This is a genomic window from Sporosarcina sp. FSL K6-1508, from assembly GCF_038007465.1.
Taxonomy (GTDB): domain Bacteria; phylum Bacillota; class Bacilli; order Bacillales_A; family Planococcaceae; genus Sporosarcina; species Sporosarcina psychrophila_B.
Genome location: NZ_JBBOXF010000001.1, coordinates 1763626 through 1785630, shown reverse-complemented (window position 1 = coordinate 1785630; position 22005 = coordinate 1763626). Strand labels below are relative to the sequence as shown.

The following is a 22005-nucleotide window of genomic DNA, read 5'->3' as shown; positions in this document are numbered from 1 at the left end:
AGCACAACGTTGTATGACAATCGCGCCCGATTGTTTTACAATGTGCCCCTATCCCGATATAAAAACAACGTAAGTGCATTTAATAAAATGGTAACAATTACAAGTACCGTTGAAGCAACAGCTACACCATGCATTTCCGACAGAGCAGACCAGTCTTTAATGTTTACCAAGTAAAGGTCATAAAAAATTTGTAAACATATTGCAATAGCGCAAGCGCTGAAACTGATAATGGTAAGAGCAATCCATTTCTTATTCGTCTGTTTTTTACCTGTCGCAAGATTAATAACAGGAATTATCCAAGCTACTAATCCAAGTACCAAACTGCCGATGTTAAGCCAACCAGCATCGAACATATTTCATCCCACCTTCATTTTTTCTTTCTAATTTATCCTCAACAAAATGGCCCGAATGTTGAACACAAGTTAAACAATACTTTTCAACTAACCTGCCCCTTTAGTTCAATAAGGAAAAGGGCTTTACTTCTTCCCGAAGTAAAGCATCTAGTTAGTTGAAGATAAGCATTTTTTTATTCATACGACATTGTGTTAGAACCTGCAATCAAGAAAGAGGCTTTTGCCAGTAGATAGGATCACAAGACATTTCTCATCCATCTTAATTGAACCGCCGTATACCGAACGGTACGAACGGTGGTGTGAGAGTTCGGGAGTTAATCATTCCTTCCTATCCTACTTGATTTCCCTGTGACAAAATCCTCCATTTTGGAAGTCTTATCGCCATTCAATAGATGGGTCACGCCAAACGTTTCACCTTCGCCACCATGATTGACTTCAACGTCAATGTCGTACACAATCTGCTTCATATATTCGAACGCTTGTCGCATATCATCATCGGTCGGTTTCCATTGGTCGGAAAGTGACGTATCTTCTTTCGCTTGCCCATTCGGGTCTAAATGTGCCGTGCGGACAAATTGGTTGTGTCCGATGTAACTTGAAAGAAGGAATAAATTCGAATGTTCTTTTTCGATTTCCTTATCCTCAACAATCAAATGTGTCGGGAAAGCCCAAATGACCTCTTGTGCCTTCAAATAATATTCGAAACCTTCGTCGTTGTTCGCTTCCCCCAATTTCGGGTCGTCCATAGGTTCGGAAAGCAACGTGATCATTGCCGAAGCCCATTCACCGACTTCCTTGTCGTACTTTCTAGTTTCGGGCGCGGTCGATACCCTCGGAACTTCGACAACCGTTTCGTTCTTTACTTTGCCGCCGCTTACCTTCTCAATTCCCGTGTATTCACGTACCCCCACAATTGCAATGCCAACCGCAAGAACAACCGCACCGATTAATAGTTTTGATTTCATGTAATTTACCCCCTTGCGATTTTAAACATGGAATACCAGTAATATGTAATCACGTATATAAAAGGACGCCAGTAATAATAAACTTGCGTCCTCTGCTATTTAATCGGCAATAAACGACGATTGTCAGTTTTAATATAGATTTTCCCATCTATTTCAACCGTTTCAACTATATTTACCTTGAACTTTATTTTGCCACGTTCCTCAACTATTTTTGATTCTTTTTTAAAGAGAACAGGGGTAATGGATTTATATATAGTCTACTTGGTATAAAAAAACATCTCAATTAATGGTGTTTTTGAATTCCTCTTTTCAGAGATTAAGTACGGTCTTGAAAGAACATTATTACTTTCTACATAAGCTGTATAAATAGGCTGTACGCGAAATAACCATTTACATCACATGAGTACAATGATTGCTACAAGCATTGTACGTATATTCAACACATTCAAGTTTTCTTTATTTATAAACATGTGAATAGAAGTAGGTAAAGAAAAGGGAGCTATCAGTGCAATCCATTTATTATACAACACTCTTCAACTAACCCTTTTGTTAAAAAAAGAGGGTGCTTAACCCCTAACTGAAGTAAAGCACACGTTTGTTTAAGTACATTTTTTCACAATCTTATAGTACTTTTAAGGTTGATTGTTGTATCCTTTAAGAACTTCTCCGTTAGTATTTCTCAATTTTTATTGTTATATTTTCTTCGCTAATTGTTTCGTTTTCTGTTTCAGAAACTTTCTTTACAGAATCTTCAACTATTTGTTGGATCAACGTATCATCAACTTTTATATCCTTCGGGAAACTTACTGATACAGAAAGTTCTTTAACATTACCACCTAACATTATTGCTATTGAATCCGCCTCAATTGCCGTTTGTTCTGTAATAGATACTATTATTTCATCTCGTAATTCAGATAATAATTTTTCCTGTTCACTTTCTACTATGTCTTGTTCACTTTCTACTATGTCTTGTTGTAAACGATAAACTAAAGTGAGCAGTTTTCCACAAATAAGATTGAGCAGTTTTCCTCTAAATAATTCACTTCCTTTATACTAAACTTGTAAAAGGAAGTGAGGAAACTGGAGTGAAGAAAATCATGATTTATATGAAAATCTGCGAGTTATCCGAAATGGGCTTTTCTAAGTCGGCAATTGCGAGAAAGTTGGACATTTCAAGAAATACCGTTTCTAAATATCTAAAGAGTACATCTGAAGAATTTGAGGATTATTTAGTCTCCTTACAATCACGTAAAAAGAAGTTGGATCCCTACAGGGATGTCATTGTTGGATGGTTGAAGAAATATCCTGATATGAGTAGTGCCCAGGTCTACGACTGGTTGAAAGAGAATCAGGGGTTGAATGAAGATAATATTGTGGAGAATACTACTAGGAATTATGTGAATGAGTTACGTGCTGCATATCATATACCAAAAGTGTCTGAACAAAGAGTTTATGAAGCAGTTCCGGATAGTCCGATGGGTTTTCAAGCACAAGTAGATTTCGGTCAAGATTTGGTGACTTGTAATGACGGAAAGAGAAGAAGGCTTTATTTTATTGGGTTTGTATTATCCAATTCTAGGTATAAGTACATTGAATTCTTAGATAGACATTTCCATACAAGAGATTTAGTCCGCTGTCATGAAAATGCTTTTGAGTTTTTTGGAGGCATGCCTGAAGAAATGGTATATGACCAAGATGCTTTACTAGCTGTAAGTGAAAATGCGGGTGACTTATTATTTACCAAGGAATTTGATAATTACCGTAAACTAAGAAAATTTTCTATTTATTTATGTAGAAAAAGCGATCCCGAATCAAAAGGGAAAATAGAACAAGTCGTCAAGTTCGTGAAGCATAACTTCATGAAGAATCGTGAGTTTCAAGACATCCATTTGTGGAATCAACAAGCCATTCAATGGCTTGAGAGAACCGGAAACTACAAAGTGCATCATAATACAAAAAAAAGACCTTCTGAAGTGCATACAGTCGAAAAACTGCACTTAAGAAAAGTCTCTTCAAAATTCTCTTTCGAGAATTCCCTAATAGAAAGTATAACAAGAACAATTCAAAAGGACAATGTCATACGCTTTGAATCCAATCGTTATTCCGTACCTACAGGTACGTACGATGCGAAAACTAAAAACATGGCATATTTAGAAGTAACCACAGATGACCACCTAAATATTCGATTACAGACATCTGGAGAATTAATCGCGAGACATTTACTCTGTAGTTCGAAAGGACAATTAGTTTATGATCCAACTCATCATAAGAAACCAAGTCCAAAGAAAACGCTATTGAGAGACGAAATTGTGATTAGGTTTTCTAATAAAGAATTGATTTGTTGGTTTTTAGATGAATTGAATAAGAAGTATCCAAGACACTTATTAGACCAGTTGAAAGTATTACAAATGGTCATTCGAAATCATCCAGAGCATATAAATGAAGCGCTGGAAACTGTGAAAACTTTGCATATGATTAGTGCTAATGACTTCAGAGATGTCGCTTTCACGCTACATAAAGAATCACAGATGCAAGTAAAAGAAGTAATTACCAATTCACCAAAATATCAAGAATATAAGGCAGCAGAACGATCAGAAGATTACTACACCGATTTATTATCTGGGGGTAAAAGGTCATGACCTCTCCTATTGAACTATTACAAGAAAAATGTAGAACCTTGAGACTCGCTGAAACCGCAAAAGAGCTTCCCGCTCTTTTGCGTAATGCAGAATCGGGCAGTTGGACTTATCACGAGTTTATTAATGAACTCCTTACCCATGAAATGGTGTGCAGAGAAAAAAAGACCATTCATCGACTAATGCAATGGGCAGACTTTCCCTATCCAAAAACACTGGCAGATTATCGACTGGAAGAACAAAATGCGATTGGCGAGAGACAGTTTAAATTATTAAAAGATTTAAATTGGATTGAAGAGATGTTTACCCTAATTCTAATGGGCCCACCTGGGACAGGCAAAACACATTTGTCCGTAGGACTAGGCACTTTGGCTATTGAACATGGATATCAAGTGACCTTCGTTTCAATGGGAGAACTAATATATATTTTAAAAAGCAGTGATTACGTTAGTAAATCAAAGACACGCTATAAACGTATTACAACATCAGATTTAATAATTATTGATGATGTTATGTATATGACTGTAGATCCAAAGGAAGCAAGCCTGTTTTTCCAGTTTATATATGACATGTATGATAAAACCGCATTTATATTAACTTCGAATAAGGGTCCAAATGAATGGGGTAAATTTTTAGGAGATACCTCACTGACAACCGCTATATTGGATCGCCTTCTACATCGAAGTGAGGTGATTTCCTTCGGAGAAGACGAAGAAAGTATGCGTATGAAGTACAGAAAGACTTTGTTTCCCGAAGTAAGTGCTCAAACTTAATTGTGGAAAATTGATCAAACTTAATTTGTGAAAACTGCTCAATTCTACTTGACGGTTACAAACGTTTATTCTTAGAAGAACAACGTTAAATCTTTACGTCTTTACATATTTCGACAGTCTTTAAAATATACCTTCTTATTGAACTATCCTACCCCTTTAGTTGAACAAGAAAAAAGAGCCGTTTTAGCAGCTCAACGATTTTAAAGTAGACGAGTAGAGAGGTTCCCTTCTACTCGTCTACTTTAATTATTGGCTACCTTTCAGGGTAGCTTCTCTTTTGAGTAATGGAGTTAACTACTAACGTGAATTTATAATGAATTGGTCGTCCACATTAAAGGTAATCGTTAAAATGCGAATATAGTTCTATTATTTTGTCTATGGATAATTTACTCGGATCACTCATATCAACAAAATAAGGCAACTACAAATGTCAACCAATCTATGTACAAAAACGCTCACTTAATGATGTACAAAATCACTCACCTTCTGGAGCTAGATGATCTTTCAAACGATAAGAATTTCCAACGATGGTAACCACCGTTGCGTGATGTAAAATACGATCTAATATCGCATTTGCTAACTTGGTTTCCTGAAATACCTCGTCCCAGGATTTGAAGTTAACATTAGTAGTAAAGATTGTGCTACGTTTTTCATAACGCATATCTATCAGCTGGAAGAATAGTTTTGCATCCTCCGCATCAATCGGTAAATAGCCTATCTCATCGATTATGAGTAACTTATACTTTGTGTAGTGTTTCAAGCGGCTTTCTAAACGGTTTTCTAAGCGGGCCCGCTTCAGGTTCTGAATCAAGTCATGACATTTAATAAAGTAAGTGCTAGTACGTTTTTTAGCGGCTGCGATGCCAATCGCTGAAGCCAAAAATGTTTTTCCGACTCCACTAGGTCCCAGAAATACGATGTTTTCGTTCCCTTCAATAAAACGTAGCGTAAGAAAATCTTGAATTTGCTGTGGATTTAGCGAGGGTTGGAATTCAAAATCAAAATCCTTTACCTCTTTTAAATTTGGAAATGCACCCACTTTTACCATCGCGTGAACCATGTTTTTTTCACGTAAATCGATTTCATAGTTTGTCAGTTTAATTAATGTATCGATAAATGACAGCTGATTGTGGATACCGAAGTCGATGACTTCGTCTAAATACGTTACCATTTGTTTCAGTTTCAAATACTCCAAGTTCTTCAGAAGCTGTTGATAATTTGTTTGCTGCATCATGCGTCATACACCTCTCCAATGGCTTTTAGATTGTTTTTAGCTAAAGCCTCAATGTCTGGATAATGGGGAGCTGATATTTGCAGCGTTTCTTTATAATCTGAAGGACGAATATTTAATTTCCGATTCGATATAGGGTGGCGCGCAATGCACTCCATGTTATAATAAATCCATAATTGATCATCTAGTACTTGTATCCCTACCTTTTGGCCGATGTACTTAGTGGGCACTGAATACTGGTTGGCTTTGTAGGAGATCATACTTGATGTATTCACCTGTACAAGCTGATGCTTGATACGGTAAGAGTTCCTTATTTTTTCTGCTGGTAGCGGAAGAAGGGAACTCTTTTCTTTTTCTAACGCAAATGCTGGGATTTTCCCTGAACCTTGATGAAAGGATTGATTGACTCGATTCATCAACTTTTCAATGAATTGATAGAGTTCGTTCAAGGTCAGCTGACCTTGATAGGCATGAATTTCATCTATAAATTTCATTTGAGTTTCTACTTTCCCTTTCGTACGGGGACGACCTGCAATACACGGCCTAACCTTGAAATCAAAGTCCTTCGCAAAAGCAGCGAACCGGCTATTTACTTTCCCTGGATTATCTTCTCTTCGTGGCACATCCATAATCGTTTTTGGATTATCAGTTACGATTTCCTTCGGAACACCTCCTATTTTTTCAAATGCCTCCGTCAAAAAGGAGAATAAAACATCTTGTGTTTTTCGTAATGTAAGAGTGAATACGCGGAAACGTGAATACCCTAACACAAGCGCTCCTACATTTACCTCTATTTTTTCTCCATCACTTGTTTCGAATGGAATACTTTCTTTCCAATCGAATTGTGCTTGTTGGCCAGGCGGTGTTTCAAATCTTGTCGTCCCTTTAGGTGAAGGCACGCGCACCTGCTCTGTGAAATAGGCAGCGAACTCTGGCTTTTTTGAAATATAACGACGAAAAGTAGATTGAGCACATTTTAACCCATGATTGTCCGTTAGGTATTGCCAAAGTACGCGTCGGTAATAAAAGACTTGCTTCGAGTCCTCAGATAAAAGTGCTGCAATTATTTCGTAGTATTCATCTAAAATCGCTATTTTCTCTTTTGTTTCTTTTGGTGTAAATCCACTTAGGTATTTATCAACCGTCCGCCGATCTATACCCATTTCCCTTGCCAATTGGCTTTTGTTAATTTTCATTTTTAGATTCTCCATTAACTGTTTGAATTTTGTTAAGTCTGAAAGACTATTGATTTCAAAATCCGTTTGAACATCTAGCGTTATGTACATACCAATCACCTCATGATTAGTATGCTAGAAAATGAGGCAAAAGTGTACATTTTTAAGTTAGCGCATTTGTACATAAATATCGTAGCATTTATAGCAACTGCCATTTTTGAGTTTTCATCGCTTGCTTACTAGTCGGTTTATCCCAGCTAGAATAAACTCTTATTGCCATTTTCCCCTTTGTTGAACTGGACCTAAGAATATTCTGTTTGAAAAGAATTCCTTTTGGAAATATAAATTGTCCAAACTCACTATCATCTTTAAAAGTAGTTATAACTAATAAATCAGTTGCTTCCTCATATGTAAAGGGTTGGTTTTCATTATTTTTATCTTTTTCCCAAAATGCAACAAATTGCCCTACTTTGGTAGGGGTTATATTTGCAACTCTAAAACGAACTGTTCTCGAAGATAATTGAAATGTACCAGCACCATACTTAGAATTTTGCTTTTCTTCTTGAACCGACTTTACAGTTAAATCATTTGGCTCGTAAATCACTTTATTTACATAATTTAATGCTGTATAAAAATCATTCATTATTCCACCCCTCAAATTTCCAACAATCGGGTCCGATTTTTGAACACAAGTTAAACAACACTCTTCAATTAACCTGCCCTTTTAGTTGAAGAAGAAAAGCGTTCTTAACCCCTAATTGCTATAAAGCAACCGTTAGTTTAAGAAGAACAGAGATGCTAATTCAACAATCGCGCCCGATTGTTGGGAGTAGATTGCACTAAACATTACCCTTTTCCAGCCACTAATACTGAATGTTTTCTAAAACCGAAGGATTATCTCCTTTTTTTGAATACATGGCGAAATACTCTTTATCTTTCTCAATAAGGTTCCAAACCATCTTTTCTTGTATCACTATCTTAAATGCTTCTTCTTTGTTTTGATTGTTCGGGTCATATGCCTTAATCCAATTTTCTTTGTTGTCGCTTGAATAACCTTTTTCAATCACCAACAACGTCGAGGCAATTGATACTCCCCCCCCACAGGAGGCAAGTATTAATGTGAAAAGGATAATGAATAACCCAAAAGTTTTTTCATAAATTTTCCTCCAATGATTAAATAATGCTTTTAAGTTTCAACAATCTGGTCCGTTTTTTGAACAAAAGTTAAACAATACTCTTAAACTAACCTGCCTCGTTAGTTCAATAAGTTCAACATAAAAGGCGTTAATCCAGATTCAACGCCTTTTAATAGCCCTCAAATTTCCCTACTTTTGCAGTCCAAATTTTATAAACATATTTACCGTCTTCCTTTATTTTATCTTTATGCACAATTACCTCTACATTTAGGTAATCTGCCCATTGTGGAAGTAGTTCGGTTAAATAATCAATTACTTTTTCATCAGGAGTTCCATAACCAACATTTATTTCACTAAATAAACAATTTGAGAAATCCGGATACAATGAGTTTGTCCATTCATAAACTTCCATCTGGGAATCAAAAATCCTCTTATCTTCTGGATATTGCCCATTCAGCCATTGGATTTCCATAAACAAATGCACCACCTTTAGTCTTTAATTTAAAAATGTTTTCTTCAACTAACCTGTCCCGTTAGTTGAACAACTGAATAATCAGTTGTTGGTATAGTGTAACTTATTTACAAAAATCGGTGTAGTGAAGTTGTAAATGTGTAACAAATATGATTGATCGTTACCACAAGCAATATGAGAAGCTCAAGCGCTTCAAATTTGAATTAGTGTACAAGGTCAATCGGAACAAGCATCTAGAATCATTTAAAGAGCCTCTGAGTAGTTGTTTGGGATGTTACCTAATCGGTGTTACAGAGCTGTCTGTGAGTGTGTGAAGACATAACAAAAGGACTTGCATACATGAAATTTAATCTTAAGTGTAAGTCCTTTTCTTATTGAATTAAAGCACCCGTTAGTACATTGAACTTAAAGAAGTTTTTATTATTTGTTCTTATCATATAAATCTTTATACATAATAACGATAAGAACAAAAACATATACAGGGATTAAAAAAGCTCTATTATTTGTCAGGCTATTCGCTGAAGTATTATCAAATAAAACACTTACTATTAAAGCAATTATACTAACCACACTGAAAATAATAAATATCATTTTGTTTGCCAAAAAATACTCTTTTTTTATTTCAATCACAAAAAATACTATTGTAAAAATAACTAAAACCATACGAGTTACAAATAAATATTCATATTGAAGAAAAAAAGTTACAAATAAATACAAAAGAACTATTAAAACAAAAATTATAGGGAAATTAATTTTTTTCATTATAAACTCCTAAAAGTAGATTGATTGGCGTTGTTCAACAACCTGGCCCGATTGTTGAACACAAGATAAATAACACTCTTCAACTAACCTGCTCTGTTTAATTAAATAAGGAAAGGGTGTTTTAACCCCTAAATGAAGTAAAACACCCGGTATTTTAATAACTAATCTTACGTATAAGACCCTCGTAAAAGCAGATAATATGGTGAGGTGATTCGAATATGTTAAAAACAAGGTTTGGTTATATTATTTGTTTTTCAATTATTTTAAGCTTATTTGTGTACAGTAAGTCCATAAATACAAAATCGATGGAGGTATCTTTCTCGCAACCGAATAGTGATAAAGGTGAACAGGAACGAATTCAGGAATTGGAACAACGTTTAGATTTCCTCGAACCACCCGAACCCACCACTATTCTTGATTCACCTTTCCCGTTTGAAAAGGGGACAGAGGTGCATTTCCCTACCGATGTCATCCCTATTTCAGAAGTGTTAAAAGAAGGAACAAAAATCCCTTTCAAAGTAATGAAAAGCGAACCGAACTATATTAGACCAATATATGAAGATTACTGGCATAGCACGACTGGAAGATGGAGCTATATTCCTTCTCGAATATACTATGCTCTTCACCGCATATTCCCTTATTACGCCGTTGGACTTTCAGCCGAATTAGATTTCACACAGAATGTAGGTATTTCTTTTCCTACAGATAGGAATGAAGCAGATCTTGATCTGTATATAGTTGTGTTTCAAACAAATATCACAGATGTTTATACAAAAGGAAATCAAGTTGTTGTTGTTGGAACACCTAAACGAACAGGAGTTGAGGTTTTAAGCATTAAAACCGCAGATATACACCCGAGTAATAAGGAGAAACTTTTGTTAGTTCAGTTAGCAACTAATGGAGCTGAACTTGATTATTCTTTAATTCGATATGAAGCACCCGATTATTGGTTAAAGCTAAAGCAAAAAAATGAACGTGAAAAATCTAAAAAAGAGTGAACCTTTGCCTTATCAAATAAGTTGATAAGGCTGTTCTTTTACTCGGATTAGAATAGATTGCAGTAAAATCAATCTTCTTAATCCTTTCTCCGAACGCTACTGCTCTTTTCACTCCACTCTTTGTTAACTCAGAGTCGCTCCTTTTGTGTATTCCATATAGTCATTTCATATCTGGTAATAAAGAGAGTTAGCACTAATATCCTCTATATATAATGTTAAACAAAATAAATACAGCGTATGTGCTTTACAAGGGTTTTTGAAAGACCAATAAAAAAGTCCTAATACTTGGAGTGAATTAGAACTTCTACTAATACCGCTTCGACGCTTTGTGGATGCCTCCCGTGATAAGCCAGAAAGAAGTTCACTTTCAGTCTTATCGCTCCGGCTACCACGAAGACGCGCCTGCGCTGGATGGTCTATGTGAGAAAGAACATTTCGTTAGCTGTGATGAAATCCGCAATCTGGAGAGCGTCTTTCTTGAATATAAGTAGTATCAACTAGTAATCACATTATAATCTTGGCATCTACATCTCAAAATTATTATTCTTTCGATAAAGAACACCCTAGCGCTGGCGCGGCAAAGGGGTCGCCGAAGCCGTAAGACTGGATGCGAAGCGCTAATCCAGGCTTATGGCGAAAGGCATCCCCAAAGCGCCAAGCGATCTATAATCCACACCCCGAATTACAACTCTCTCATTATTACAATACACGGCAGATTCAATGGGATTCTTTAATTCAACATATATAGTTCTTTACTTTACAGGGATTATTCCATTAAATAATCCGTATACTTTGTCTCGTATCCTTTAAGGCAGTCCCATTGCCTTAAGATGGTCTATTTAATAATCGTATCCCTTAACGGAAGTTCGCATAACAGTATTCCGCTCTTTATAGCTTAAGTACAGGTTTCGACAACAACCTTCCTTTCAAGGTAAGAAATACGGCGCGTTACTTGTTTTTATTGATGAATGTATCTGCCATCCATTCACTAAATTTTTCTTTCTCTTCAAATTGGGGATAATGCGCTGATTTCTCAAAAGAAATAAATTCCTTATGTTCGGCTTCAATGCTATCAAAATACTTCTTTGCGGCATTGGAGGAAGTCATATAATCGTATTTCCCCATGACGAAATATAAAGGGATTTCAAGTTTTGTTACGATGGAAGGTAATGGATTTTCTAATATATTACTTAACAACTTTTCTTGGGAAAATCCCATCCCATAGTTATAACGAATAACGTCTAACAAATTATATTCGCTACTCAATAAAACGCCTATGTTATCACCATCGGGGTTATCAATGAGTCTAACAGCGCCGCCGTATTTCATAACATAGTTTCTTGGTGTAAACGTATCGCCATTTTTAATTTGCTCGGTTAGTCCTTGTAAAGCTAAAACATCATCCGCATTTCCAGCCTTTTGGGCCTGGCTAATAGAGTATTTTAAACTTTCAATCTCACTTTCCTTTGTTTCACTCATTTGCCCAATCCCAACATATGCTTCATATTTGTCGGGGGATTTATAGGCAGCTTGTAGTCCAATGTATGTACCAGAAGAATGCCCCATCAGTATAACCTTTTCTTTATCAAGCCTTTCTGATATATATTCGGTCACAGCTAATAAGTCATCTACCAATAAGTCTGTTGAAAGAGCAGAATAGTCCTCAAAAAAATGATATGATTTTCCACTTGCCCTTTGATCGTAATTAACAATTGAGAAATTGGCTTCCAATAAATCTCCGTATTTAGTGGCATATGGTATTTCCGGAGCCCCAGGTCCTCCATGTACGACAATGATGACTGGGTTATCCTTATCATTGCCACGTATCATAATTTCGTGACCACTTCCATTTATCTCTATTTGTTCTAATGTACTTATACTGTTATCGCCTTTTATATTTGATGTCCATGTGGGAAAGAGGAGCGCGATTACGAGTACTGTTACAATAGTGAGTGCAATATACTTTATTAATTTCTTTATACGTTTCATCTCATTTATTCCCTTCCATTTAACTTCATTCAAATATACGATTGAACAGAGCTAATTAGAGTGATCGGTAAGCCTGTGAATTTATCACCCGTTTTCGCCGCTAATAGCTAAGCTTATACCACGTAGTATCCTACCAATCAGCCTGCTACTCGACGTAAGGGGAACGTTTCGCACCCAGAATCGCGTCCGATTTTTGAATTTTGCTATTCAAACAAGCCAAATATAATATCTGCTATGTAAGTTTCCGAAAATGCAGCCATAATAATTAACGGTAAAATTAAAATGGCGTAAATCTTTATAGTCTCTAGAACTTTTTTAATAAGAGATGTTCCTACTTCGTCTGCCTTAAATACATTTCTTATTTTAACTCTAACAACTTGATTTAACTCAAAGAGAACTGATGCAAACAAACAAAAAGCGAATACTTCAAAAGCATAATGAGGGATAGTGGCAATAATTATACCAAGACCTTTTATTGAATTGACCTGTAAAGCAATCCCAAAAAGAATACCAGGCAGAGCAACAGTTGAAATTATATTCAACAGATATAGAAATTGTATTGGAATTAAAGCCAAGATAAACATTTGTAAAGGCACCCTAAATCCATTATTAACAACAAATGACCACACCTTTTTTATACCTTCAGATTCTTTCACTTGATCCGGTAATTTATTTCCTATTCCTTCGGTTATTTCTTTTATATCCGGGTTGATTATATAGGTTATTACCGTTGCAATAATTGTTATTGCTACAGCAAATATAAAAAAAATAATTGATCTTTTTAATCCGGTTTCACGAATTATATTTGCTATAGTAATCACCTCACTCAATTGACTTTTACTCAACCCTCGTGCCCGATTGTGGAAGATTATCATACTCGTCCTGTTCAACTAACAGCGTAATTTTCATGAGCAATACCGTTATTACTATTTCCTATAGGACCTAAAACTCTACACAAAATGGTTGAATACTGTTATCAAGACAGTGTTCTATTCTTTGCCTGAAGTTCCCAACAGTTACCATTTCCAAAGCTTGCTCAATAAGGAAGAATCCCACTTCTAAACTTTCTGGCGAAGTTGTTAATTGACCACCAATCGGCTTAGCTAAAAAGAGCGTATTACAAATTGACTTATCCACGTTTTGAAATATTCCGCAGAATTTAAGAACTTCAATATCAATACCTGACTCTTCTTTAGTTTCCCTAATTGCAGCATCTCTCAGAGACTCACCTTCCTCGACTATTCCACCTGGCATTTCCCAACCTCTTATAGGTCCCTTAATTAGCAGAATCTCCTTTTGATCGTTGAGTACAATCGTTGCAGCAGAAACAAAGTGCTTAGATGGTGTGTAAATAGATGATGTGTTTTGTCCCAAAACATTGCCCCCTCTTTTGTGTTAGTTAACTTTCCATCCCCGTCAGTTCAATAATTCTTCCTCCAGTAAATGGCTCTATTCAATTGAAGTAAAAATTACTCAAACTTAAATTCATAACCTATATAGTTAAATACATTTCTGAATCCTATATTCTCTGCGACCGCAATTGAAGGCTTGTTAGATTCCATACAATCCCAATAAGGAACAAGATTATTTTCCAAACACTCTTTTACAAAAGCAATGGCTACGTTTTGTGCTAACTTTTTACCTTGATGCTCTTCCAAGGTTTCAATATCAATACAATGTACATTATCAACTACAAAACCTGAAAAACAGACGCTAACAATTTTATTTTTACAAACTACACCGTAACCAAAGCCTTCATTAAAGAACCTATCGGGTGAAGACCAGAACTCTACTATTTTGGAATGTAAAAACTCAATATTTCCAATTGATTTATCAGTGTTTTTAAAAAATGCTTTACTAATTTTAACAATTTCATATCCTTCTTCAATAGCAAGTTCGAAGTTGTCTTTATAATCGTTTTTTTGTAACATATAAACCCTCTGATTCCAACTTCCCAAATTGCGGTTTTCAAACACCTTTATAATAGTCTCATCCCACTTATTATGATTTCCAATACCCTCAAACCAAGTTAATCCTACCTTCTCTGCTTCTGGAATGATTACTGTATCAATAAAACGATTTAATTCGGTATTGAACCCTTCGATTCTTTCATCTCCAATAAAGAAGAAACCGTCATTATTTCCTAACCAAATAAGTCCCGAAGCAGGAGATTCAATATCATCTACAAAAATACGACCAGGATTTATCCCTTCGACGACTGCTTTAGCTTCTAATTGACCTTGCTCATTTAACAAAGATCTACATTTATAAAATTCCGACTCTTTCAATTCTGAAATCATTACTTACCTCCTTATCTGCCCGAAATTAACTAATCAAAGAACCTTTTCTTTTTTAACAATCCTTCACTTTATAATCTACCTGTTCTTCGACAATATGGCCCATTTGCTTTATATGGTTCCCTTTAGGGCAGCCCCATCGCCTAAGAAGTTCTATTAAATAAGCGCGCCCGTTCATTTAATAAGCTGTTAATCCATAGTTAGCCAATAACTATACAGAAATGAGATAAGCATGTCCTATGAGGAAGAAGCCTTTCAAGAAAAGAACTTAAAATATTAGATGGTGTACTTCCCCACTAATAAACATAATTAAGCCAATCGATGCAAGCGTTATACCTACGTAAAAAGTCCAAGGATTATCTTCTTTTTCTTTGTCAAAAGTAAAAAAGGTAACTATGCAAAAGATAAGAGTAATAACAGGAATAAAGCCATACCGAGGTCCAAATGTAAACGCAATTCCCCCCAATATCAATCCTATAAGCCCATAGGGGTTTTGAGATGGAATTTTGTCTATATATTCCTTTTCATCATCGGATAAACTCTCGTTTCTGCCCCCCCATAGGTCGATGACTTTCATTCTATTTAGAAATTCGATTGTTTTTTTAAATACCTTCATAAACCGCACCTTCTTTCTCGTTAATCTAGCCTCTATCATTTAATTACGATATAGGAGCAATCGTCCTCTTTTGTTGAATAACACATATTAATTTCGGTAATGTAAATACTACTTTTGAGGTGAAATTAATGATATTGAAATTATTTCTTGCTTTAAATATTTTAACAACAGTATTTCAGCCATTTATTAGTCAAAGAATCCCTATTACATCATCCAAGCCTGAAATTATAAGTATATATACAGATTATCCAATAGACGGAACTTGGGTACAGATTCCAAAAGGTACAAAGAAAATAACATTTTATGTTGATGCAGAAAACACTGAAACCGTTTTATTCTGGTTGATACCAACAGGAACCCAGACATGGGCAGACAGAAAACTTATTGGATATGATATTCGAGAAAATCAAACTGATAATAAATTCACATTAACTTGGAAAATAGATTTGCCATGCCTACATGACCATTTATATATTCAAGCAATAGGTGAAGAAATAGTAGAACAGGAAGTATTCAATTTATACATGGAGTAAAAATTGGATACTTACTGGCCCGTTTGTTCGATATGGACGCAGTCGCTGATTAGGCAATCGCATCCTATTGTTTAAAACAAACAAATATAAATGGCTATTCCGAATATCCCCATTATAATACTGGCAATACTTTTCGCCGTACTTTTATTCCTGTTTATCAATTCCTCCATCCACACTACAAACCAACCAAAGAACATTAAACCAATTCCCGAATGTTGTATAACTTTTATTCCTGGTGCCGAAACAGAACCAGTAAAAAATACAAGCAAACCAATAGTTATAGGTGCAACTCCTAAAATAAATAAAGGGTCTTTAATTTCTTTTATAACCACGTGTCGTTTCTCTTCACTCATTTTGCTGAAAGAACGCCAAGCAATCAGAATGGATCCCCCCCATAGAAACACTATATATATAAACTGAATTAGCCTCATACCAGTACCCTTTCTGATCACCTGATTTCCCTTCACAATCCGGTCCGATTACTAAAAATGTACACGTTCATTTGAAAGTCATTTAGTGCTTATCAGGCTACTCCTCATTCCACCATTTCACCTGAAATCCTCCTTGTTTTCCCTCTATAGCTTGAACAACAATATATTTTATCGATTCCTCTTCAAATTCTACACTGAATACGTCCTTACCTTCTTCACTCATCCCCACATAATCGCCACCCTCACCATATACAGATACGCCATAGCTATCGCCCCCGTTAAATAGATGTTCGACCACAAAGTAAACCTTTTCACCTTGCCCTCCAACAATCGGGATTAAATGCTCACCATTAAAATAGTCGTATTCAACCTCTACAGATGAATCTCCTACCACCTCATGCCACCCCACCTTACTTGTATGATCAAAAGGTATCATACCTAAACAAACAAGCGGAACAGCAAATACAAGCCAACTATACCACCTGGAAGCTTTTAACTTTTCTTTCCCGAGTAAAAATAAGAAGGAGAACAAAGCGCCAACGGTTCCAGCAAGCAACGCAAATTCGATGGGCATAAAAAACAGAAAAATAATGTAGCCTAACAATACATAAAGCAATATCTGTTTAGCAAAAGAAAAAGGTGGCATGAATTTTCCGATAGCATCAATAACAAGAGCACTAATGATTCCATAACAAAAAAATATCATCCATAACACCGGTACTCTAACCGTATTATGAAATTCAAATAAATTAAAACCACTACCCATGAACAGGATGATAAAAAATATCGATATTGAAAAGCTGGCCCCTATCAACTTCTCTAGCAAGCGACTCATCATTAACTGCTTTTTCAAACACGCTCAACTCCAACAAAAGAATACCACTGAACACCCACCTTTCGAGTAGAGTGCTCGAATGTTAAAACGACTACTAATAGAGTCCAGTACCAGCTAATTGTAGCAATGTATGTACTATGTATTTTTTACCAATCTCATAATCATCAAAGTTTTTTTCATGGTAGATATAACCTCTCTCTCTAAAAAAAGTATACCATTTACCTTCTTCTTCAAAAAAGTGGAAACCTTCCGCCATCGAATTTCTACCCGTTGCCTCACTCTGTGGGATACCATTGATGGAGGTATATTCATATACTTCCTCCTCACTAACCGTAAAAACTTTAGAGTATTTATGATATCTCATATCTTTAACACCCAGTGTTTCACAAGCAAAATCTAATGCATTTCCATAAAGCAGTACCTTAATCTGCGTTACTTTGTCAACCAAAAATATCAACTCCTTATAGGACTTCTATGTACTATATATATTTAAAGAATCCCATTGAATCCGGTGTGGCGCACAATAATGAGAGGGTTGTAATTCGGAGTGTGGATTGTAGAACGCTTGGCGCTTCGCATCCAGTCTTACGGCTTCGGCGACCCCTCTTTGCCGCGCCTGCGCTAGAGTCTTCATTATCGAGAGAAATGTAGTTTTGATATATATATATAGCGAGATTATAATGTTATTACTAGTAGATACTACTTATATTCAAAAAAGACGCACTGCAAGTTGCAGATTTCATCACGGCTAATGAAATGCGCTTTTTTACGTAGACCATCCAGCGCAGACGCGACTTCGTGGTAGCCGGAGCGATAAGACTGAAAGCGCTCTCCTTTCCGGCTTATAGCGGGAGGCATCCACAAAGCGCCGAAGCGTTATTAGCAGGATTTCTAATTCTATCCATTATAAAGCGCCTATGCCGTATTCATTTGTTCAATATATATAGCATATTAATGAACGCCTTGTTAAAGTATCGTAACCGTTTACAGAATAGTATATAAGTTATTACATTTTAATAGTATATTAATCTATACACTATTGAACCAATGATAAATAAGCCGCAAGACACTGCACTTAATAGATATGTTTTATTTTGTTTTGCATAATTCCACTCCATTAAGGTACTAAAAGTAAACAAAATACATGGAACTATAAAAATAAATATCCTAAGATGATGATAGTTAGTTATTGATATAACCATAACTATTATAGTTGCCCAGTGGAGTATTCCCTCACCATATTTATGCAATGTATTTATATATTTATTTGGTGAGTCACGTTTCTTAATATGCATTTTTCTCGTTAAAACATTATTGATAACATAGTTTGAAACAAGAATACAAATTAAAATAGTCAAAATAGGTGTCATTTAGATCCCCTCCTTTACACATACATAAATTACTCTTTCAATTTATTTTCATGATACAATTCGGCTTTTAATGACAATACTTATTCCGCCATTTGGCCCGACTGTAGGCCAGCTGTATTTGATTATCGTGCCCATTAGTGGAATATCCAAATTAACCAACATACTGAAGAATTAATTGATATAACGCTACGCAAAATCCTAAAATACTCGCTTTTATTTTTGATGGATGGTTTCTTTCATTAAGAAATAAGTAAAATAAAACTGCTATAAACCCCAGGGGCAGCCATAGTGCAAAGGTTTTTCCTTCTGTACTATGAGAGTATATTGGAGCAATGTAAGTGCTAATCAGAAAGTAGAAGAACACTGTAAAACGTCGTGTTTCTAATTTCTTGCTCCACCTTACTAAAAGATAAATAATTAAAATTGCTGTAACTGTAATGGGTAAAGTGGGTAGAACGATCGCTACACCATTACCGAGTTTAAACTCCATTTTGAATCTTCCCTTCAAGTATCCTCTTCCCATGGGTAACACATTTCAACAAAACAACGACAGCTTCTTTGACCTCTTTATTTGGTGATAATGCCCGTTCAGGCAAAAGATTTTATTAAATTAACCCATCCACATTGCCCAAACAAAAAATGACCATATAGTAATCGGGAGCCCTATTAAGACACACGCAATAACACTCACAATTAGTAATACTTTTTTGGTTTTAATGAAAAAAATCAATGAAATAGGGATAATTATATATAATCCAATACTAATGAAAGTTACGATAGTTATAGCTGTTGTTAATTCAATTGTTGGAAAACGTTCATTAAAATCATAAGCTAAAACTTGACCAAAGATACCGAAAATAGTTGCAACTATAAGACCTATAATTACAAAAGAACTATAAATCATTACCTTCATATCCTCAAAACCCTCTTTTGAAAGCATTATTCAATAATTTGGCCCGATTCTGGAACAGCTGTATCAATCATGCCTGGCGTACATCAATTTCTCATTCACTTATAAATTCATAATACTCTTCATAAAAATGCGGATACATGCCGAAACTTATTTGAACATCATTTTGAAGGTTTTTAAGAAGAGTGATTATAGTCCTTTAAAAAGATAGTATCCGCTTTAAAGGAAATTGGTTTATATACACTAAAAAAAGAATACGGAAAAATCAACGTTATTAAAACTAAGCTTATGATTACAATTAACCCTAACGTTCTTTTTTTCCCAATTTGAAGCCCCCTTGAAGCACTAGATGTTCGATTGGAGAATTACCTAAATAAGTTGATTTCACTGTATATCTTTGGCAAAATTAATATATTCGTTTGAGGAAGATTGATCTTATTGAAGATCAGTCAGATTTGTAAAACAAGTATAACATTATTGCATCCCCAAAATATGGTTTCTTATCTTTGATTATCCAGAAAGTATAAAGTGGTAAAGAATCTGTCCAGGAGGTAGCATTTGATCCCAAACAATTATGCTACTATTAAATACAGTGGGAGAGTCGCGGGAGGTAATGAGGTGAAATATGTAGCGATTGAAGACGATGTTCAGTTGAACAAATTATCTCTCGTTCATCAAATTGCCAGTGATGTTTGGAACAAAATTGAATTGAATTAGGGGGCTATGACGATGCAAAAGCTTTTTTTTGAACCTGCATGGGACAAAGCAATTGCCCCTGCTGATCGTAAAAAAATTATGGATCATTTCAAACAACAAACAAAACAGCTACAAGGCGGCGCCCATTTGTCATTCTTATGGAATGCTCGTAATCATAAAGGTGAACACCTGATTACCGTACTCATTCACAATTTCGAAGACATAAATTTCTGCCTACACAATACAGTCATTTCCTATTACGAACAAGGCAAACAACCGGTCAATGCTACGTTTAGCTTACCTTGGGAAATTGCCGGCAATACGTCGATGCCATGGACGTTTATATTTTCAGAAACGAATGTAACAAATACAGATCCCCAGTATGCAATTTGGAATTAATATATAATGAGGTCTACTAGGCAGCACTTATTACAATGATTCAGGAAAAGCACTAGAAAGATTGTGGGATACGATGCGACCGTATACAGGCTAGGTATGCACAAATATAGGCATAATAATAAGGATTATCCATAAGTCGATAACAATGACTTATGGATAACCCTTTTTCATTTAATCATATTCAGCAAGGCTTCCTTCATTATTCACTGATTCGTGACAATCGCTCTTACAATTAATTCTGTGCATCTAACGAAAAGAAATGATATTATATTATGATGGGTAAAGGACCTTGCGATCACTCACATGGTTTTATATGTTGCAACAGGAGGAGAAAAAATGAATAACGAAGATAATTTTTGGCTTGATTTACCGAAGCCGTTTTTTATATTAGCACCAATGGAAGATGTCACAGATGTAGTATTTCGTCACGTCATTAGTGAAGCTGCAAAACCCGACGTATTTTTCACGGAATTCACAAATTCTGAAAGTTATTGTCACCCTGAAGGAAGAGACAGTGTACGTGGTCGGTTAACGTTTACAGAAGATGAGCAACCGATTGTCGCTCATATTTGGGGCAATAAACCCGCATTTTTTGAACAGATGAGTATTGATATGAAAAAACTCGGGTTTAGAGGTATCGATTTAAACATGGGATGCCCCGTACAAAACGTCGCAGCCAATGGTAAAGGTGCCGGATTAATACGAAATCCTGAAAATGCAGCAGAAATTATTCAAGCAGCAAAAGCAGGTGGATTACCAGTTAGTGTTAAAACAAGATTAGGCTACACACATATTGACGAGTGGCTCGAATGGTTAGGACATGTTTTGAAACAAGATATTGCGAATCTTTCCATTCACCTTCGTACAAAAAAAGAGATGAGTAAAGTAGATGCACACTGGGAACTAATTCCTGAAATAAAAAAATTACGAGATGAAATTGCTCCAAATACGTTGTTAACCATTAATGGAGATATTCCTGACCGCGCAACAGGATTAAAATTAGTGGAACAATACGGCGTCGATGGTGTCATGATTGGCCGCGGCGTTTTCACCAATCCTTTTGCTTTTGAAATAGACCCTAAAGAACATAGTGTGAAAGAGTTTATCGATTTGTTATTTTTACACTTAGATCTCCACGATAAATATTCAAAAGAATTCGGACCTCGTCCATTTAAGCCACTTCTCCGCTTTTTCAAAATCTATATTCGTGGATTTAAAGGTGCAGGTGAACTAAGAAACCAATTAATGGATACAAAGTCAACGGATGAAGTACGTCGTTTAGTACAACAAGTTTTAGATAACGAAAAAGATTGAGGCATATCCACCCTTGCCAGTAAAAAAAGACTTGTTTTAACAGCAAGTCTTTTTTAGCAATTATAGTTTTATTCTCAATAGAACTCTCGAATCGCTATAATGTCTGCTGTTGTT

At 35.6% G+C, this 22005-nt stretch carries 28 protein-coding genes; 7 read left to right on the top strand and 21 right to left on the bottom strand.

The genetic code is table 11. The annotated features are described in order from the left end of the window. Positions 1 to 35 precede the first annotated feature (35 nt). The 3 genes from MKZ11_RS08905 to MKZ11_RS08895 form a co-directional block, all read right to left on the bottom strand. Complete coding sequence (locus tag MKZ11_RS08905) at positions 36 to 353, bottom strand: hypothetical protein (RefSeq protein WP_340793930.1); 318 nt, start codon at positions 351 to 353, stop codon at positions 36 to 38. A 314-nt stretch (positions 354 to 667) separates the two neighbouring features. Continuing rightward, positions 668 to 1318 carry a hypothetical protein gene (locus MKZ11_RS08900; RefSeq protein ID WP_340793927.1) on the bottom strand — a complete coding sequence of 217 codons (651 nt, stop codon included), beginning with the start codon at positions 1316 to 1318 and terminating at the stop codon, positions 668 to 670. 669 nt (positions 1319 to 1987) lie between these two features. Then, complete coding sequence (locus tag MKZ11_RS08895; protein WP_340793925.1) at positions 1988 to 2161, bottom strand: hypothetical protein; 174 nt, start codon at positions 2159 to 2161, stop codon at positions 1988 to 1990. A 242-nt stretch (positions 2162 to 2403) separates the two neighbouring features. Between MKZ11_RS08895 and istA (MKZ11_RS08890) the strand changes: the two genes are divergently transcribed. Beyond that, positions 2404 to 3957 carry an IS21 family transposase gene (gene istA / locus MKZ11_RS08890; RefSeq protein ID WP_340793835.1) on the top strand — a complete coding sequence of 518 codons (1554 nt, stop codon included), beginning with the start codon at positions 2404 to 2406 and terminating at the stop codon, positions 3955 to 3957. Then, a complete protein-coding gene (gene istB, locus MKZ11_RS08885) occupies positions 3954 to 4727 on the top strand; it encodes an IS21-like element helper ATPase IstB (RefSeq protein ID WP_340793833.1) in 774 nt (257 codons plus the stop codon). Before istA (MKZ11_RS08890) ends, istB (MKZ11_RS08885) begins: the two co-directional genes overlap by 4 nt. 475 nt (positions 4728 to 5202) lie before the next feature. Here istB (MKZ11_RS08885) and istB (MKZ11_RS08880) read toward each other — a convergent pair whose 3' ends face one another. The 6 genes from istB (MKZ11_RS08880) to MKZ11_RS08855 form a co-directional block, all read right to left on the bottom strand. Further along, complete coding sequence (istB, locus tag MKZ11_RS08880) at positions 5203 to 5961, bottom strand: IS21-like element helper ATPase IstB (RefSeq protein WP_340792503.1); 759 nt, start codon at positions 5959 to 5961, stop codon at positions 5203 to 5205. Then, complete coding sequence (gene istA, locus MKZ11_RS08875) at positions 5958 to 7244, bottom strand: IS21 family transposase (RefSeq protein ID WP_340792502.1); 1287 nt, start codon at positions 7242 to 7244, stop codon at positions 5958 to 5960. Before istA (MKZ11_RS08875) ends, istB (MKZ11_RS08880) begins: the two co-directional genes overlap by 4 nt. Before the next feature lie 88 nt (positions 7245 to 7332). Beyond that, on the bottom strand, positions 7333 to 7776 hold the full coding sequence (locus MKZ11_RS08870) for a MepB family protein (RefSeq protein WP_340793922.1): 444 nt from the start codon (positions 7774 to 7776) through the stop codon (positions 7333 to 7335). A gap of 220 nt (positions 7777 to 7996) precedes the next feature. Further along, complete coding sequence (locus MKZ11_RS08865; RefSeq protein WP_340793921.1) at positions 7997 to 8200, bottom strand: hypothetical protein; 204 nt, start codon at positions 8198 to 8200, stop codon at positions 7997 to 7999. 238 nt (positions 8201 to 8438) lie between these two features. Continuing rightward, positions 8439 to 8741: a hypothetical protein gene (locus MKZ11_RS08860; RefSeq protein WP_340793919.1), complete on the bottom strand. Its 303-nt coding sequence runs from the start codon at positions 8739 to 8741 to the stop codon at positions 8439 to 8441. 420 nt (positions 8742 to 9161) lie between these two features. Continuing rightward, complete coding sequence (locus MKZ11_RS08855; RefSeq protein WP_340793917.1) at positions 9162 to 9503, bottom strand: hypothetical protein; 342 nt, start codon at positions 9501 to 9503, stop codon at positions 9162 to 9164. A gap of 218 nt (positions 9504 to 9721) precedes the next feature. Here MKZ11_RS08855 and MKZ11_RS08850 point away from each other — a divergent pair, with 218 nt between their 5' ends. Then, positions 9722 to 10501: a hypothetical protein gene (locus MKZ11_RS08850; protein ID WP_340793914.1), complete on the top strand. Its 780-nt coding sequence runs from the start codon at positions 9722 to 9724 to the stop codon at positions 10499 to 10501. Here MKZ11_RS08850 and MKZ11_RS25050 read toward each other — a convergent pair. The 6 genes from MKZ11_RS25050 to MKZ11_RS08825 all read right to left on the bottom strand — a co-directional run bounded on the left by MKZ11_RS25050 (position 10488) and on the right by MKZ11_RS08825 (position 15403). Beyond that, a complete protein-coding gene (locus tag MKZ11_RS25050; RefSeq protein WP_445327038.1) occupies positions 10488 to 10652 on the bottom strand; it encodes a histidine phosphatase family protein in 165 nt (54 codons plus the stop codon). The two genes, MKZ11_RS08850 and MKZ11_RS25050, sit on opposite strands and share 14 nt — an antisense overlap. A gap of 797 nt (positions 10653 to 11449) precedes the next feature. Further along, entirely contained in the window at positions 11450 to 12490 is a 1041-nt protein-coding gene (locus MKZ11_RS08845) for an alpha/beta fold hydrolase (RefSeq protein WP_340793912.1), read from the bottom strand. Between the two features lie 203 nt (positions 12491 to 12693). Continuing rightward, on the bottom strand, positions 12694 to 13311 hold the full coding sequence (locus tag MKZ11_RS08840; RefSeq protein WP_340796954.1) for a stage II sporulation protein M: 618 nt from the start codon (positions 13309 to 13311) through the stop codon (positions 12694 to 12696). A 121-nt stretch (positions 13312 to 13432) separates the two neighbouring features. Continuing rightward, a complete protein-coding gene (locus tag MKZ11_RS08835) occupies positions 13433 to 13864 on the bottom strand; it encodes an NUDIX hydrolase (protein WP_340793910.1) in 432 nt (143 codons plus the stop codon). Between the two features lie 95 nt (positions 13865 to 13959). Then, positions 13960 to 14790, bottom strand: coding sequence for a GNAT family N-acetyltransferase (locus MKZ11_RS08830; protein WP_340793908.1), 831 nt, complete (start codon positions 14788 to 14790; stop codon positions 13960 to 13962). Positions 14791 to 15055: 265 nt separating this feature from the next. Next, positions 15056 to 15403: a cell division protein FtsK gene (locus MKZ11_RS08825; protein ID WP_340793906.1), complete on the bottom strand. Its 348-nt coding sequence runs from the start codon at positions 15401 to 15403 to the stop codon at positions 15056 to 15058. Between the two features lie 128 nt (positions 15404 to 15531). Between MKZ11_RS08825 and MKZ11_RS08820 the strand changes: the two genes are divergently transcribed. Beyond that, entirely contained in the window at positions 15532 to 15936 is a 405-nt protein-coding gene (locus MKZ11_RS08820; RefSeq protein WP_340793904.1) for a hypothetical protein, read from the top strand. A gap of 71 nt (positions 15937 to 16007) precedes the next feature. Here the strand turns inward: MKZ11_RS08820 and MKZ11_RS08815 are convergent, their stop codons facing one another. The 6 genes from MKZ11_RS08815 to MKZ11_RS08790 all read right to left on the bottom strand — a co-directional run bounded on the left by MKZ11_RS08815 (position 16008) and on the right by MKZ11_RS08790 (position 19485). Continuing rightward, positions 16008 to 16289: a hypothetical protein gene (locus MKZ11_RS08815; RefSeq protein ID WP_340793902.1), complete on the bottom strand. Its 282-nt coding sequence runs from the start codon at positions 16287 to 16289 to the stop codon at positions 16008 to 16010. 175 nt (positions 16290 to 16464) lie between these two features. Next, complete coding sequence (locus MKZ11_RS08810) at positions 16465 to 17220, bottom strand: hypothetical protein (RefSeq protein WP_340793900.1); 756 nt, start codon at positions 17218 to 17220, stop codon at positions 16465 to 16467. Between the two features lie 76 nt (positions 17221 to 17296). Next, the gene (locus MKZ11_RS08805) at positions 17297 to 17650 is read right to left on the bottom strand and encodes a hypothetical protein (protein WP_340793898.1); all 354 of its coding nucleotides are present in this window, start codon (positions 17648 to 17650) and stop codon (positions 17297 to 17299) included. Between the two features lie 565 nt (positions 17651 to 18215). Then, positions 18216 to 18572, bottom strand: coding sequence for a DUF4181 domain-containing protein (locus MKZ11_RS08800; protein WP_340793896.1), 357 nt, complete (start codon positions 18570 to 18572; stop codon positions 18216 to 18218). Between the two features lie 151 nt (positions 18573 to 18723). Then, positions 18724 to 19062: a hypothetical protein gene (locus MKZ11_RS08795; protein WP_340793894.1), complete on the bottom strand. Its 339-nt coding sequence runs from the start codon at positions 19060 to 19062 to the stop codon at positions 18724 to 18726. Positions 19063 to 19182: 120 nt separating this feature from the next. Then, positions 19183 to 19485 carry a hypothetical protein gene (locus MKZ11_RS08790; RefSeq protein ID WP_340793892.1) on the bottom strand — a complete coding sequence of 101 codons (303 nt, stop codon included), beginning with the start codon at positions 19483 to 19485 and terminating at the stop codon, positions 19183 to 19185. Between the two features lie 555 nt (positions 19486 to 20040). Here MKZ11_RS08790 and MKZ11_RS08785 point away from each other — a divergent pair. The 3 genes from MKZ11_RS08785 (at position 20041) to MKZ11_RS08775 (ending at position 21891) form a co-directional block, all read left to right on the top strand. Beyond that, positions 20041 to 20199, top strand: a complete 159-nt coding sequence (locus MKZ11_RS08785; RefSeq protein ID WP_340793890.1) for a hypothetical protein — start codon at positions 20041 to 20043, stop codon at positions 20197 to 20199. A 12-nt stretch (positions 20200 to 20211) separates the two neighbouring features. Beyond that, positions 20212 to 20577, top strand: a complete 366-nt coding sequence (locus tag MKZ11_RS08780; protein ID WP_340793888.1) for an SLAP domain-containing protein — start codon at positions 20212 to 20214, stop codon at positions 20575 to 20577. A 336-nt stretch (positions 20578 to 20913) separates the two neighbouring features. Continuing rightward, complete coding sequence (locus MKZ11_RS08775; protein ID WP_340793886.1) at positions 20914 to 21891, top strand: tRNA dihydrouridine synthase; 978 nt, start codon at positions 20914 to 20916, stop codon at positions 21889 to 21891. Positions 21892 to 22005 lie beyond the last annotated feature (114 nt).

Bases quoted from the DNA above. Each gene is read 5' to 3' on its own strand.
- istB (WP_340792503.1), bottom strand. From the start codon at position 5,961: ATGATGCAGCAAACAAATTATCAACAGCTTCTGAAGAACTTGGAGTAT.
- MKZ11_RS08800 (WP_340793896.1), bottom strand. From the start codon at position 18,572: ATGACACCTATTTTGACTATTTTAATTTGTATTCTTGTTTCAAACTAT.
- MKZ11_RS08900 (WP_340793927.1), bottom strand. From the start codon at position 1,318: ATGAAATCAAAACTATTAATCGGTGCGGTTGTTCTTGCGGTTGGCATT.
- istB (WP_340793833.1), top strand. From the start codon at position 3,954: ATGACCTCTCCTATTGAACTATTACAAGAAAAATGTAGAACCTTGAGA.
- MKZ11_RS08780 (WP_340793888.1), top strand. From the start codon at position 20,212: ATGCAAAAGCTTTTTTTTGAACCTGCATGGGACAAAGCAATTGCCCCT.
- MKZ11_RS08855 (WP_340793917.1), bottom strand. From the start codon at position 9,503: ATGAAAAAAATTAATTTCCCTATAATTTTTGTTTTAATAGTTCTTTTG.
- MKZ11_RS08905 (WP_340793930.1), bottom strand. From the start codon at position 353: ATGTTCGATGCTGGTTGGCTTAACATCGGCAGTTTGGTACTTGGATTA.
- MKZ11_RS08795 (WP_340793894.1), bottom strand. From the start codon at position 19,062: ATGGAGTTTAAACTCGGTAATGGTGTAGCGATCGTTCTACCCACTTTA.
- MKZ11_RS08775 (WP_340793886.1), top strand. From the start codon at position 20,914: ATGAATAACGAAGATAATTTTTGGCTTGATTTACCGAAGCCGTTTTTT.
- MKZ11_RS08830 (WP_340793908.1), bottom strand. From the start codon at position 14,790: ATGATTTCAGAATTGAAAGAGTCGGAATTTTATAAATGTAGATCTTTG.
- MKZ11_RS08895 (WP_340793925.1), bottom strand. From the start codon at position 2,161: ATGTTAGGTGGTAATGTTAAAGAACTTTCTGTATCAGTAAGTTTCCCG.
- MKZ11_RS08845 (WP_340793912.1), bottom strand. From the start codon at position 12,490: ATGAAACGTATAAAGAAATTAATAAAGTATATTGCACTCACTATTGTA.
- MKZ11_RS08860 (WP_340793919.1), bottom strand. From the start codon at position 8,741: ATGGAAATCCAATGGCTGAATGGGCAATATCCAGAAGATAAGAGGATT.
- MKZ11_RS08870 (WP_340793922.1), bottom strand. From the start codon at position 7,776: ATGAATGATTTTTATACAGCATTAAATTATGTAAATAAAGTGATTTAC.
- MKZ11_RS08820 (WP_340793904.1), top strand. From the start codon at position 15,532: ATGATATTGAAATTATTTCTTGCTTTAAATATTTTAACAACAGTATTT.
- istA (WP_340792502.1), bottom strand. From the start codon at position 7,244: ATGTACATAACGCTAGATGTTCAAACGGATTTTGAAATCAATAGTCTT.
- MKZ11_RS08815 (WP_340793902.1), bottom strand. From the start codon at position 16,289: ATGAGTGAAGAGAAACGACACGTGGTTATAAAAGAAATTAAAGACCCT.
- MKZ11_RS08850 (WP_340793914.1), top strand. From the start codon at position 9,722: ATGTTAAAAACAAGGTTTGGTTATATTATTTGTTTTTCAATTATTTTA.
- MKZ11_RS08825 (WP_340793906.1), bottom strand. From the start codon at position 15,403: ATGAAGGTATTTAAAAAAACAATCGAATTTCTAAATAGAATGAAAGTC.
- MKZ11_RS08790 (WP_340793892.1), bottom strand. From the start codon at position 19,485: ATGAAGGTAATGATTTATAGTTCTTTTGTAATTATAGGTCTTATAGTT.